The organism is Paracoccus sp. C2R09, from assembly GCF_018860625.1.
Classification (GTDB): domain Bacteria; phylum Pseudomonadota; class Alphaproteobacteria; order Rhodobacterales; family Rhodobacteraceae; genus Paracoccus.
In genome coordinates, this window is the sequence record NZ_JAHKQB010000024.1 from 18,071 (window position 1) to 30,854 (window position 12,784).

12 protein-coding genes are annotated in these 12,784 nt (G+C 66.5%); 10 read left to right on the forward strand and 2 right to left on the reverse strand.

The window, feature by feature from the left end; all coding sequences use genetic code 11:
• Positions 1–7 precede the first annotated feature (7 nt).
• Genes hisD through KO490_RS09445 form a run of 3 tightly spaced genes read left to right on the forward strand, consistent with a single transcriptional unit; the run spans position 8 to position 3,068 of the window.
• Positions 8–1,324 (forward strand): histidinol dehydrogenase, encoded by a 1,317-nt coding sequence (gene hisD / locus KO490_RS09435; protein WP_216019174.1) that lies wholly within the window; start codon positions 8–10, stop codon positions 1,322–1,324.
• On the forward strand, positions 1,321–2,058 hold the full coding sequence (locus KO490_RS09440) for an SDR family NAD(P)-dependent oxidoreductase (RefSeq protein WP_216019175.1): 738 nt from the start codon (positions 1,321–1,323) through the stop codon (positions 2,056–2,058). Before hisD ends, KO490_RS09440 begins: the two co-directional genes overlap by 4 nt.
• A complete protein-coding gene (locus KO490_RS09445; protein ID WP_216019176.1) occupies positions 2,055–3,068 on the forward strand; it encodes a zinc-binding dehydrogenase in 1,014 nt (337 codons plus the stop codon). Before KO490_RS09440 ends, KO490_RS09445 begins: the two co-directional genes overlap by 4 nt.
• Here KO490_RS09445 and KO490_RS09450 read toward each other — a convergent pair.
• Positions 3,047–3,748: a GntR family transcriptional regulator gene (locus tag KO490_RS09450; RefSeq protein WP_216019177.1), complete on the reverse strand. Its 702-nt coding sequence runs from the start codon at positions 3,746–3,748 to the stop codon at positions 3,047–3,049. The two genes, KO490_RS09445 and KO490_RS09450, sit on opposite strands and share 22 nt — an antisense overlap.
• A 150-nt stretch (positions 3,749–3,898) precedes the next feature.
• Here KO490_RS09450 and KO490_RS09455 point away from each other — a divergent pair, with 150 nt between their 5' ends.
• The 7 genes from KO490_RS09455 (at position 3,899) to KO490_RS09485 (ending at position 11,530) form a co-directional block, all read left to right on the forward strand.
• A complete protein-coding gene (locus tag KO490_RS09455; RefSeq protein WP_216019178.1) occupies positions 3,899–4,186 on the forward strand; it encodes a UxaA family hydrolase in 288 nt (95 codons plus the stop codon).
• Positions 4,187–4,188: 2 nt separating this feature from the next.
• Complete coding sequence (locus KO490_RS09460; RefSeq protein WP_216019179.1) at positions 4,189–5,370, forward strand: UxaA family hydrolase; 1,182 nt, start codon at positions 4,189–4,191, stop codon at positions 5,368–5,370.
• A gap of 99 nt (positions 5,371–5,469) precedes the next feature.
• Complete coding sequence (locus KO490_RS09465; RefSeq protein ID WP_252727102.1) at positions 5,470–6,429, forward strand: tripartite tricarboxylate transporter substrate binding protein; 960 nt, start codon at positions 5,470–5,472, stop codon at positions 6,427–6,429.
• Positions 6,430–6,504: 75 nt separating this feature from the next.
• Positions 6,505–8,466, forward strand: coding sequence for a tripartite tricarboxylate transporter permease (locus KO490_RS09470; protein ID WP_216019180.1), 1,962 nt, complete (start codon positions 6,505–6,507; stop codon positions 8,464–8,466).
• 20 nt (positions 8,467–8,486) lie between these two features.
• Complete coding sequence (locus KO490_RS09475; RefSeq protein WP_216019181.1) at positions 8,487–9,419, forward strand: hydroxyacid dehydrogenase; 933 nt, start codon at positions 8,487–8,489, stop codon at positions 9,417–9,419.
• A 3-nt stretch (positions 9,420–9,422) separates the two neighbouring features.
• Positions 9,423–10,508: an Ldh family oxidoreductase gene (locus tag KO490_RS09480; protein ID WP_216019182.1), complete on the forward strand. Its 1,086-nt coding sequence runs from the start codon at positions 9,423–9,425 to the stop codon at positions 10,506–10,508.
• Positions 10,509–10,522: 14 nt separating this feature from the next.
• Positions 10,523–11,530, forward strand: coding sequence for a YeiH family protein (locus KO490_RS09485; protein ID WP_216019293.1), 1,008 nt, complete (start codon positions 10,523–10,525; stop codon positions 11,528–11,530).
• Positions 11,531–11,793: 263 nt separating this feature from the next.
• Here the strand turns inward: KO490_RS09485 and iolG are convergent, their stop codons facing one another.
• On the reverse strand, positions 11,794–12,783 hold the full coding sequence (iolG, locus tag KO490_RS09490) for an inositol 2-dehydrogenase (RefSeq protein WP_216019183.1): 990 nt from the start codon (positions 12,781–12,783) through the stop codon (positions 11,794–11,796).
• Position 12,784 lies beyond the last annotated feature (1 nt).

Here is a 12,784-nt window from a genome sequence, read left to right on the forward strand (position 1 = left end):
GGTCAACATGTCCGTCACCTATCTGAAGAAAGCAGCCCGCCAATCCACGACCGATGCCGGCGAGACCCGCCAGATCGTTCAGGACATCCTGGCCGAGATCGAGGCCGGCGGCGAAGACGCGGCGCGCAGATACGCGCAGAAATTCGACCGCTACGAGGGCAACATCGTCCTGACCCGCGACGAGATCGACGCGGCCGCCGCCCAGCTGAGCCAGCAACTGAAGGACGACATCCGCTTCGCCCATGACAACGTGCGTCGTTTCGCCGAAGCCCAGAAGCAGACGATCAGCGATTTCCAGACCGAGATCCAACCCGGCCTGATCCTTGGCCAGAAGGCGATCCCCTGCAACGCGGCGGGCTGCTATGCCCCCGGCGGGCGCTACAGCCATGTCGCATCTGCGCTGATGACGGTCACGACGGCCAAGGTTGCAGGCTGCGGCAACATCTCGGTCTGCTCGCCCCCGCGTCCGGGGGTCGGGCTGAACCCGGCGATCGTTTATACCGCCGATCTGTGCGGGGCGGATCAGATCCTGGCGCTTGGGGGCGTGCAGGGGATCGCCGCGATGGCCTTCGGGCTGTTCGGGCTGCCGCAATCCGACATCCTGGTGGGGCCGGGCAACCAGTTCGTGGCCGAGGCCAAGCGCCTGCTGTTCGGTCGCGTGGGCATCGACATGTTCGCAGGTCCCACCGACAGCCTGATCCTGGCCGATGGCAGCGCCGATCCCGAGATCGTGGCATGGGATCTCGTGGGGCAGGCCGAACACGGCTACAACTCGCCCGTCTGGCTTGTGACCGACGACCGCGATCTGGCGCAGAAGGTCATGGCCCGCGTGCCGCAACTTATCGGGACCCTGCCCGAACTGAACGCCCGGAATGCCACCGACGCATGGCGCGACTATGCCGAGGTGATCCTGTGCGACACGTGCGAGGAGATGGCCGCGACCTCGGACAGCTACGCGCCCGAGCATCTGACCGTGCAGGCGGACGACCTCGACTGGTGGCTGAACCGCCTGACCTGCTATGGCAGCCTGTTCCTGGGCGAGGAAACGACCGTGGCATTCGGCGACAAGGCTTCGGGGACGAACCACGTCCTGCCGACCTCGGGGGCCGCGCGCTATACCGGGGGTCTGTCGGTCCACAAGTACATGAAGCTGGTCACCTGGCAGCGTGCCACCCGCGACGGCGCACGGCCCATTGCCGAAGCGACGGCGCGCATCTCGCGGCTCGAGGGGATGGAGGGTCATGCCCGCACCGCCGACATCCGGCTGGCCAAGTACTTCCCCGACGAGAGCTTCGACCTGAGCGGAACCGAGGTGCCCGCATGACGGCGACCCTGTCAGTCGAAGGACGGATCGCCTGCGTGACCGGGGCCAGTTCGGGCCTGGGCCGGACGATCGCGCAGTCCCTGGTCCGGGGTGGGGCACGCGTCGTCAGCGTCGCACGGCGCAAGGCCGATTGGTGCGACGGGACGCGATCCCGGGCGATTTCGGCCGACCTGTCGGATCTGCAGGGCGTGCCCGACATCGCGGCCGAGGTGGCGGATGTCTTCGGACCGCCCGACATCCTCGTGAACGCGGCGGGGATCAACACCCGCCAGCCCGCGGACGAGGTCACCTTGGATGGCTGGCTCACCACGCTGGACCTGAACCTGTCGGTGCCCTTCTTCCTGGCGCAGGCGATGGTTCCGGGAATGCGGGATCGGGGCTGGGGGCGCATCCTGAACTTCGCCTCGCTCCAAAGCGGGCGGGCATTCCACGGTGGGATCGCCTATGGCGCGTCCAAGGGGGGCATCGCCCAGCTGACGCGTGCCATGGCCGAGGCCTGGTCCCGCGACGGGATCATGGCCAATGCCCTGGCGCCGGGATTCTTCCCGACAGAGCTGACGGGCCCCGTCTTCGGCGATGCGGATCTGGCCGCGCGCAATGCCGCCCAGACCTGCATCGGGCGAAACGGCAGGCTGGACGATATCACCGGCCCCGCGATGTTCCTGTGCTCGGACGCGTCGGAATACGTCACCGGGCAGATCCTCTATGTCGACGGGGGGTTCACCGCGAAATGAAGGCCATGGTCTATACCGGCGTGAAGCAGCTCGAATTGCTCGATCTGCCCGATCCGCGACCCGCCGATGGCGAGGCGCTTGTCCGGGTCGAGGCGGTGGGCATCTGCGGTTCCGACATGCATGCATGGGCGGGACATGACGACCGCCGCCCCGCTCCGCTGATCCTGGGCCACGAGGCCGCGGGCACGGTGATCGAGGGGTCGATGCGCGGCTGCCGCGTTACGGTGAACCCGCTGGTCACCTGCGGCGATTGCCCTGCCTGCCGGGCGGGACGCGACAACCTTTGCGGCACGCGGCAGATCATCTCGATGCCACCGCGCGAAGGGGCCTTTGCGGAACTTCTGGCGATCCCGGAACGCAATCTCGTGGTCGTGCCGGATCACGTGACGATGGCGGTCGCGTCGCTGACCGAGCCGCTGGCCTGCGGGTGGCATGCGGTCCGTTTGGGTGCGCGCGCGCTGGATATTCCGCTGAACGAGGCGCGCTGCCTCGTGATGGGCGGCGGTGCCATCGGCCTGGGCGCGGCGCTGGTCCTGCGTGCCATGGGGGCAGGGCACATCTTCCTGGCCGAGACATCGGCGCCGCGGCGCAGGATCGTCCAGATGCAGCGCGGGATCGAGGTCTTCGATCCGGCGAAGGATCCCGCGCCACGCGACATCGATCTGGTGATCGACGGCGTGGGGTTCGGGGCCACCCGCGCGGCGGGCAGCGCGGCGCTGCGCCCGGGCGGCGTCTTCATGCATATCGGGCTGGGGGATACCGGACCGGGGTTCGATATCCGCCGCGCGACCCTGCAGGAGCTCAGCTTCATCGGGACCTATACCTATACCGCGCAGGATTTCCGCGATACCGCGCAGGCGATCTTCGACGGCAGGCTCGGGGCGCTCGATTGGGCCGAAACCGCCCCGCTGACGGATGGCCCGGACGCATTCCGACGCATTGCCGAAGGCCGGGTCGCGGCCCCCAAGATCACCTTGCTGCCGGGCGATCAGTCCAAGGTCACGCGATAGCTGAAGCGATCGGTGCGATAGAGGCTGCGGCGACGCTCGATCGGGCGGCCCAGGATATCGAAGGCAAGGCGCTCTACCTGCAGAAGGGGGGCGCCTTGCGCGATTCCAAGGGCTGCGGCCTGGTCGGCATCGGCCACGGTGGCCGTGATGCTTTCCTCGGCCTTCAGCACGATGCAGCCATAGCTTTGCTGATAGAGGATATAGAGCGCGCTCGGCAGGGGTGCGCGGTTCTCCAGACCCGCGAACAATTGCGCAGGCACGACCGAGGTCTCGATCGTGCTGTTGGTGCCATCCATGCTGCGGATGCGCGCGATCTCGTAGACGGTCTCGGGCCGCTCGAACAGGGTCGCGCGTTCCACCTGCGTCGCGGCGCGCTGGACGATCTTCTCCTCGACCGGTTCCGGGCTGACGATCGCGCCGTCCCCCTCGCGCAGGCGGAAGAAGTTGAAGAGCGAGCTTTCGGGGGTTCTGGCCGTCACGAAGGTGCCGCGCCCCTGTTCGCGACGCAGGATGCCGTGCTGTTCCAGCATCATCAGCGCCTTGCGCGCGGTGCCCTGCGATACGCCCACCTCGGATGCCAGCTGCATCTCGCTTGGCAGCATGCCGCCCGCAAGCAGTTCACCCGACGCAATTCGCGCCACGATCGTGTCGATCACCTTCTGATAGAGCGGCTGTGCCATCGCTGATGCAAATCCCCGAATTCGTTTCCCCCGGATACCACGCCCGGGCATCGCTGCACAATACGTGTATAACTAGTCTTGTATAAGAGTAGTTATATCTGTTATTACCCGAGTCAGGGAAAGACACATCGAGGAAAGGGAGGAGATCCTTTGAGCAATCCGCAACTTCTGGTCCACGACCACGAGGACAATGTCGGCGTCGTCGTCGTCGAGAACCTCGCCGCGGGCACCGACATGCTGTGCGTGGTCACCGCAGACAATTCGGATTTCCGGCTGACCGCCAAGGCCGACATCCAGATCGGCCACAAGGTCGCGCTGAAGCCGCTGAAGGCCGGGGATACGGTCATGAAATACGGCGAGGACATCGGCAAGATGGTCGGTGACGCCGAGGTGGGCGCGCATGTCCACACCCACAATTGCAAGACGAAACGGTGGTAAGCATGGCCCTGGATATCAGCAACACGACCGTCAGCGCATGGCGCCGCGAGAACGGACGCGTGGGCGTTCGCAACCATGTCGTCATCCTGCCCGTCGACGACATCTCGAACGCGGCCTGCGAGGCGGTCGCGAACAACGTCAAGGGCACCCTTGCCATCCCGCATGCCTATGGTCGCCTGCAGTTCGGCGAGGATCTGGACCTGCATTTCCGCACCATCATAGGGACGGGCGCGAACCCGAACGTGGCCGCGGTCGTCGTCATCGGGATCGAGCCCGAATGGACGAAGGTGATCGTCGATGGCATCGCCAGGACCGGCAAGCCCGTCACCGGCTTCTCGATCGAGCAGAAGGGCGATTTCGAGACGATCCGCCAGGCCAGCTGGCAGGCCAAGGAATATGTCCACTGGGCGACAGAGCTGCAGAAGGAGGATTGCCCGATCTCGGAGCTGTGGGTCTCGACCAAGTGCGGCGAGAGTGACACGACCACGGGTCTGTCCTCCTGCCCGACGGTGGGCAACATGTACGACAAGCTGCTGCCGCACGGGCTCTATGGCTGCTTCGGCGAGACTTCGGAAATTACCGGCGCCGAACATATCTGTGAAAAGCGCGCGGCGACCCCCGAGGCTGCGGCGAAGTTCAAGAAGATCTGGCAGGCCTATTCCGACGACGTGATCTTCGCCCATCAGACGGACGACCTGTCCGACAGCCAGCCCACCAAGGGCAACATCCTGGGCGGCCTGACCACGATCGAGGAAAAGGCCCTCGGCAATCTCGAGAAGATCGGCAAGAAGTCGAGCTATATCGACGCGATGGGCCCGGCCGAAGCGCCGTCGAAGGGGCCGGGGCTGTATTTCATGGACAGCTCGTCCGCGGCCGCGGAATGCGTCACGCTGATGGCTGCGGGGGGATATGTCATCCACACCTTCCCGACGGGCCAGGGCAACGTGGTCGGCAACCCGATCGTGCCGGTCATCAAGATTTCGGGCAACCCCCGGACGCTGCGCACCATGTCGGAACATATCGACGTGGACGTGACCGGCGTTCTCAGCCGGGAACAGACCATCGACGAGGCGGGCGATGCATTGATCGACATGATCGTGCGCACCGCCAACGGTCGCGCGACCGCCGCCGAAGCGCTCGGGCATCGCGAATTCTCGATGACCAAGCTCTATCGCAGCGCCTGATCGCGCAAGGCGCCGCCGGCCCTTTGAGGAGGGGGCCGGCGGATGCCCCAAGGCGCGGGCGGTATCGCTGCCCGCGGTCTCATAACGGGAGGAATGGACATGTTCGGAACGACGAAGCTTCGTCGCCTGATCGGTGCTGCCGCGACCATCGTCGTGATGCAGGCCCCGGCGGCATTCGCATGGCCCGATGGGCCTGTGAACTACATCATCCCCTTCAACGCGGGCGGCGAGAGCGACATCACCGCGCGTTACCAGCAGCCGTTCTTCAGCAAGGTGACGGGCCAGGACCTGATCGTGCAGTATCTGCCCGGCGCGGGCGGGGCTCAGGCCTGGTCGGGACTGAACGGATATGCCGGCGACGGCATGACGATCATGGGGACGAACCTGCCCCATATCGTACTGCAACCCATGCTGCAGGATCCGGGCTATGCCACGGACGACATCACCAACATCTACATGTTCCATTTCACCCCCGATGCGCTGCTGGTGCGCAATGACAGCCCCTTTCAGACCGTGCAGGACGTGATCGACGCGGCGAAGGCCAATCCCGGTGGCGTGATTGCCGGAGGGACGGGGACCAATTCCGCGAACCACGTTGCGAACCAGGTCTTCGCGAACCGGACCGGGACCGAAACGACCTACATCCCCTATAGCGGGACGGGGTCCACGGAATCCGGTCTGCTGGGCGGAGAGGTCGACATCCTGTGGGGCTATACCACCGTGGCGGCGCGGCAGGCGGACGCGGTTCGCATGTTGGCGGTCGCGACCGAAGAACGCCACCCGCTGTTCCCCGACGTGCCGACCTTCCGCGAACTGGGCATCGACATGGTCGGTGGCGCGTATCGTGGCATTGCCGTGCCGTCCTCGACCCCCGAGGATCTGCGCGAACAGCTGTCCGACACGATCGCCGCGATCAATGCCGACCCCGAATTCCGCGCGCGGATGGAGGCTGACGGCTATGCGATGGCAGACGTTCCCTATGCCCGGATGGGTGAATTCATGGCCGAACGAAAGGCCGCCTATGAAGAGGTCGCGCGCCAGCTGAACCGCCAGGACTGACACCGTCCCGAGAATGCGGCGCCGCCCGGTGCCGCATCCGAAGACCCAAATTCATTCCGTTCATCGGGGGATATCATGGCGGATCCGATCGGCATCTTTCTGACGGCCCTCAGCCCGGTCAATGTCGGGCTGGCATTCCTGGGCGTGCTGGCGGGCACGGTGATCGGCGCCCTGCCGGGCCTGTCCGCGACCATGGCCATCGCGGTTCTCGTACCTTTCACCTTCGTCATGGACCCTGCATCGGGGCTGATCATGCTGGGGGCCATCTATACCGGCGCGATCTATGGCGGGGCCTTTGCCGCGATCCTGGTCAACACGCCCGGCACCCCATCGGCCATCGCCACGACCTTCGACGGCTTTCCGATGGCCAAGCGCGGCGATGGCGACCTGGCCGTGACACTTGCGACCATCGCCAGCGTGGTCGGCGGACTCGTGGGGGCGATCCTGCTGATGACGCTGTCGCCCAGATTGGCGACCCTGGCACTGGCCTTCCAATCGACAGAGTATTTCTGGCTGGCGATCCTGGGTCTGACCCTGATCGCCACCTTGTCGCAGGGCAATGTCGTCAAGGGCATGATCGGTGGAATGTTCGGCCTGTTCCTGTCCATGATCGGCGTGGCGGTGATCGGCGGCGACGTCCGCTTTACCGGCGGAATGCCCTTGATGCTGGGTGGGATCGACATCGTCGCGGCGCTGATCGGGCTCTATTGCATCCCGGTGCTGATCGGCATGGTGGCGGGCGAGGGGCAGCACCTGGAGCCCGCCCCGGCACGCGGGTTCCGGCTGTTCGAGGCCCTGGGCATCGCGCTGCGCGATTGGGTGAACCTGCTTCGGTCGTCTCTGATCGGGACGCTGGTGGGTATCCTGCCGGGCGCGGGCGGATCCATCGCCTCGCTCATTTCCTATGCCGAGGCGCGCCGGGCGTCCCCTCGCGCCGAAGCGTTCGGCAAGGGTGAGCCGGGCGGCCTGCTGGCCACCGAGAGCGCGAACAACGCCACCGTCGGCGGCGGGTTCATCCCCACCCTGGTGCTGGGCATTCCCGGAACACCCCCCGATGCGGTGATCATGGGGGCGCTGATGGTCCAGGGCATACGGACCGGGCCTGCGCTGTTCCAGTCGGGCGACGGCACGGTCTACGTCTTCATGACGGGGCTGCTGGTCGCGACGCTGCTGATGCTGCCCACGGGCCTGGTGGTTGGGCGCTATGCGTTCCGCTTCATCGCGAACGTGCCCAAGGCGATGCTGGTCCCGCTGATCGCCTACATGACCATCGTCGGCAGCTTTGCCATCCATGCCAACCCGCATGACGTGCTCGTCATGGTCGTGATGGGGCTGATCGGATGGACAGCCGCGCGCGGCGGATATGGCGCATCCCCCATCGTGCTGGGCCTGGTGCTGGGCCAGATCGCCGAACAGGGTTTCATGCGTGCCTGGATGATCGGCGGCGCCAGGGGCGATTTCATGGGCCAGCTGCTGCTGAACCGTCCGATCAGCTGGGGGATCGTCGCGCTGATCGCCGCGACCCTGTGCCTGCCATTGTTGCGGCGCAGGCGGCAGGGGCAGCTTGCCGATGTGGCGCCCCGACAAGGGGGCGACGTTCCGGGACTGGTCGGAGCGCTGGTGTTCCTGGGGCTTGCGGTCTGGATGATCCTGCAGGCAAGCCGACTGGGGGCGATGGCGGCTGCATTTCCGCTGGCCGTGGCAGTCGTGCTGGCGGTGCTGTCGGTCGTGCAGGCCGTGCGGTCGGCGCGGGGCGGTCCCGCCCCGACGCTGGCCCCCCCATCCGACGATGCGACCGGCCGCGGGCTTGTCCTGGGCGCGACGATGCTGGGTTGGGCGCTGCTGTTCCCGCATCTGGGCATGTTCACGACCTCGATCCTGGCCTGCATGATCCTGACATTGACCGGGCAGTTCGGTCGGCTTGGCCTCGTGCGGCTCTGCCTCTATGCCATGGGCGTCCTGATCATGGTCGGCGCCTTCTATCTGCTGATGGTTAGGGTGCTGAACATACCCATGCCCACCGGCCTGCTTCCCTGATGACCCTCGAAAGGAGCGACATGTCACGCATCGTTATTTCCGAATTCATGGACGAGGATGCAGTCGTCCGACTGACGGGCGCGACCTCTACCGCCTACCAGCCCGATCTGGTCGACAGACCGGACGACCTGCGCCGCACCATTGCCTCGGCCGAGGTGCTGATCGTGCGCAACCGGACCCGCGTGGACGCCGCGCTGCTGGATGCCGCGCCGGGGCTGCGCGCAGTCGGTCGACTGGGCGTGGGCCTGGACAATATCGATCTGCCTGCCTGCAAGGAGAGGGGCATCACCGTCTGGCCCGCGACCGGGGCAAACGATCTGGCGGTCTGCGAATACGTCATCACCACCGCGATGATGCTGTTGCGGGGGGCATATCTTGCAAGCGACCGCGTCGCGGCAGGGGAATGGCCGCGTCAGTCCCTGATCGGCCGAGAGATGTCGGGGCGCGTCATGGGGCTTCTGGGCTTCGGATCCATCGCGCGACAGGTCGCGGGCTGCGCAAGGGCGCTTGGCATGCAGGTGATCGCTCATGATCCGCATCTGCCCGCGGGGGATCCTGCCTGGGCCGCCGCGACCAGCGTAGGCTTCGAGCAGCTGATGGAGGGTGCGGATGTTCTCAGCCTGCATGTGCCGCTGACCTCGCAGACATGGCATGTCATCGACCGTGCCGCCCTTGCGCGGATGCAGCCGCGCGCCGTCCTGATCAATGCCGCACGCGGCGGCGTGGTGGACGAGGACGCGCTGGCATCGGCACTGCGCGAGGGGCGCCTGGCCGGTGCGGCACTGGATGTCTTCGAGACCGAGCCGCTTCAGGCCGAGGCCGGGTCGCGGCTGGCGGGCATCGATAACGTGATCCTGACCCCGCATGTGGCAGGCGTGACCGAGGAATCGAATGTTCGCGTCAGCAACCTGATCGCGGACAAGGTGCTGGCTCATTTGAAGGAAAGGGTCTGAAGCATGGCGAACCTGACCCCGACAGAGGCGCATGATCTGGTCGTGCGGACGCTTTTGCGATGCCGCACGGCACCGGCCAATGCAGCCGCAGTGGCCCGCGCACTGGTCGCCGCCGAAGAGGCCGGCCAATCCGGTCACGGCCTGCGCCGGTTGCCCGCATATGCTGCGCAGGCCTTCAGCGGCAAGGTGGACGGCATGGCGCAACCCGTCCGGAACCATTCGCGGCCCGGGGCGCTCGGGGTGGATGCACGGGGCGGCTTTGCCTATCCGGCGCTGGATGTGGCAGTGGAATGGCTGACGGCTGCCGCGCCCCGGCAGGGCATTGCCGTGGCGGGCATCGCCAATTCGCATCACTGCGGCGTGGCGGGTGTCACCGTTCAGCGTCTGGCCGATGCGGGGCTTGTCGCGATGATGTTCGCCAATGCCCCGGCCGCGATGGCCCCCTGGGGTGGCAGAAGGCCGCTGTTCGGGACGAACCCCATCGCTTTCGCCGCCCCACGGCCCGCCGGGAAACCCTCGATCGTGGTCGACATATCCCTGTCGAAGGTGGCGCGGGGCAAGGTCATGGCGGCAGATCAGCGCAACGAACCGATACCCGAAGGCTGGGCGCTGGATCCCGAGGGGCGGCCCACGACGGACGCCGGTGCGGCACTGGCAGGAACCATGCTGCCCATGGGGGATGCCAAGGGCACCGCGCTGGCACTGATGGTCGAGCTGCTGGCGGCCGGGCTGGTCGGCGCGAACTTCGCGCATGAGGCGTCGTCGTTCTTTACCGCGGAAGGGCCGCCGCCGGGGGTGGGGCAACTGATCCTGGCCATCGATCCGGGCGCATTCGGTCCGGGGGCGACCGCCCATGTCACGGGCATCGTTCGCGCACTCGAGGGACAGGAACAGATGCCTCGGCCCGCGGATGCGCTGCAGCGTTTCGACGACCTGGCCTCGGCGGTCGAGGGCGATCCCGGGGCACGGCTGCCCGGTGCCCGCCGGACGCAAATGCGGCAGGACGTTGCCCGGAACGGCATCGAAATCGACGATGCGCTGCTGGCTCAGATCGCGGCTGCCGGTTCGAAGGCGTCGGTGGGGGCATGAGCGCGGGCTTCGACATGCCGACGCCGAACAGCCTCCTTGTGCAAGGTCGCGCGCTGTTGCCGGGCATCGCGGTATCCGTGCTTGTGGCGATCACCGCGCAGTTCCTGTCCGAACATTACGGCGCACCGGCCATGCTCATGGCGCTTCTGCTGGGCCTGTCGCTGAACTTCCTGGCCGAGGACGGAACCCGGACGGTCCGAGGCGTCGAATATGCGGCCAAGTCGGTTCTGCGGATCGGGGTGGCATTGCTGGGCGCGCGCATTTCGGCGCAGATGCTGTCGCAGTTGGGGCCGGGCATGATCGCCCTCGTGATCGGCGGGGTGGTGTTCACCATCGCGTTCGCCCTGCTGGCGGCGAAGATCATGGGGCGCGGATGGCGTTTGGCCCTGCTGACGGGCGGATCGGTGGCGATCTGCGGGGCATCGGCCGCCATGGCCATCGCCGCGGTCCTGCCGCGCACGGACAAGTCCGAACGCAACCTGGCCTTCACGGTCCTCTCGGTCACGCTGCTGTCGACGATCGCGATGATCCTCTATCCGCTTCTGGCCCGCTGGCTGCAGTTCGACGCGCTGGAATCGGGGGTGTTCCTGGGCGGGACGATCCATGATGTGGCCCAGGTCGTGGGCGCGGGATTTTCAATCAACCCCGAGGTCGGGGAAACCGCGACCCTGGTCAAGCTGATCCGCGTGTCGATGCTTGCCCCAGTGGTGCTGGTGTTTTCGATCGCGATGCGGGCGGGCGGCCTTCAGGGTGAAGGGGAACGTCCGCCCCTTCTGCCGCTGTTCGTCACGGGCTTCCTCATGCTGGCCGCGCTGAACACGATGGGGCTGATCCCGCCAGCCTTGGCCGCATTCTGCGAAACTGTCAGCCGTTGGGCGCTGCTGGTCGCGATCGCCGCGGTTGGGATCAAGACATCGCTTGTGCGGATGCTTGATGTCGGCGGAACCGCAATCGCGTTGATCGTGGCCCAGACCGTCATGTTGGCTGTCTTTGTCGTGACGGGTGTCCGGTTCATCGGCTAGTGAAGGGGAAAATGGGGCGGACCGAGGCCGGCTGCGGGACAAGTCCGACCCCACCCGATCGGCGACTTGTCCCGCATGTTGTCTCCGGTATCGTCCTTCCGGTGGCAATGCCCGGGCGATCCGGGCCGATGGTCCGACGGATTGCGGCAATCGCGGGGTCGGTTCATGCCTTGGGTCCGCATCTGCCGATGCCAGCCAAGCGTCGGGTTTTTGCGACCGAGACCACGGTATGAAGCCGACCCCGCGTATCCGCCCGTTGCGGATCAATCCAGCCGGATCGCCTTTCCCTCCTGCCAGGACTGCGTGGCTGCATCGGCCAGCAGCTGTGCGCGCAACCCGTCATCGATGCCGGGCAGAATCGCCCCTCCGCCCGCGACCCCTGCCACGAAATGCGCCATCTCGGCACGATAGGCCGCCTCGTAGCGTTCAAGGAAGAAATGCTGCGCCGGGGCCCTGCGGAAACCGCCCGCATCCGCAAGCTCGACCGTGTTTTCCAGCATGTTTTCGGCGCGCAGCATGCCCTTCTGGCCATGCACCTCGATCCGCTGATCATAGCCATAGCTGGCGCGACGCGAATTGGTGATCTGGCAGATGCGGCCGCTGGCGGTGGTCAGGGTCACCGCGGCCGTATCCACGTCGCCCGCCTCGCCGATGGCGGGATCGACCAGCGATGCACCGACGGCATAGACGCTGACGGGTTCCTCGGCCAGCAGGAAGCGGGCCATGTCCAGGTCGTGGATCATCATGTCGCGGAACAGCCCGCCCGAGCTGCGCACATAGCCGATCGGCGGGGGCGAGGGGTCGCGGGACTGGATGGTCACGATCTCCACGGGGCCGATCTCTCCGGCGGCGATGCGGGCCCGGACATTCGCGAAATTCGGGTCGAAGCGGCGGTTGAAGGCCGTCATGAAGGGCACGCCCGCTTCCTGAACGACCTTGGCGCAGGCGCGGATGCGGTCCGCGGACATGTCGACCGGCTTTTCGCAGAAGATGGCCTTGCCGGCGCGGGCAGCGGCATGGATCAGATCGAAATGCGTGTCGGTCGGGGTGCCGATCACGACCGCATCGACCTGTTCGCTGGCGATCAGCGCGTCGGTCGTCATCACCGTGGCACCGGTTCGTGCAGCCAGCGCCAGCGCCGCCTCGGCGCCCGCATCCGCGACGGCCGACACCTGCACGCCTTCGATCTGGCCTATCGATCTTGCATGGACCTGTCCGATCCTGCCGCAGCCCAGAAGTCCGATTCTCAGCATC

Coding starts and splice junctions, on each gene's coding strand:
- KO490_RS09445 (WP_216019176.1), top strand. CDS start 2,055: ATGAAGGCCATGGTCTATACCGGCGTGAAGCAGCTCGAATTGCTCGAT.
- KO490_RS09460 (WP_216019179.1), top strand. CDS start 4,189: ATGGCCCTGGATATCAGCAACACGACCGTCAGCGCATGGCGCCGCGAG.
- KO490_RS09465 (WP_252727102.1), top strand. CDS start 5,470: ATGTTCGGAACGACGAAGCTTCGTCGCCTGATCGGTGCTGCCGCGACC.
- KO490_RS09470 (WP_216019180.1), top strand. CDS start 6,505: ATGGCGGATCCGATCGGCATCTTTCTGACGGCCCTCAGCCCGGTCAAT.
- KO490_RS09475 (WP_216019181.1), top strand. CDS start 8,487: ATGTCACGCATCGTTATTTCCGAATTCATGGACGAGGATGCAGTCGTC.
- hisD (WP_216019174.1), top strand. CDS start 8: ATGTCCGTCACCTATCTGAAGAAAGCAGCCCGCCAATCCACGACCGAT.
- KO490_RS09440 (WP_216019175.1), top strand. CDS start 1,321: ATGACGGCGACCCTGTCAGTCGAAGGACGGATCGCCTGCGTGACCGGG.
- iolG (WP_216019183.1), bottom strand. CDS start 12,783: ATGCTGAGAATCGGACTTCTGGGCTGCGGCAGGATCGGACAGGTCCAT.
- KO490_RS09485 (WP_216019293.1), top strand. CDS start 10,523: ATGCCGACGCCGAACAGCCTCCTTGTGCAAGGTCGCGCGCTGTTGCCG.
- KO490_RS09450 (WP_216019177.1), bottom strand. CDS start 3,748: ATGGCACAGCCGCTCTATCAGAAGGTGATCGACACGATCGTGGCGCGA.
- KO490_RS09480 (WP_216019182.1), top strand. CDS start 9,423: ATGGCGAACCTGACCCCGACAGAGGCGCATGATCTGGTCGTGCGGACG.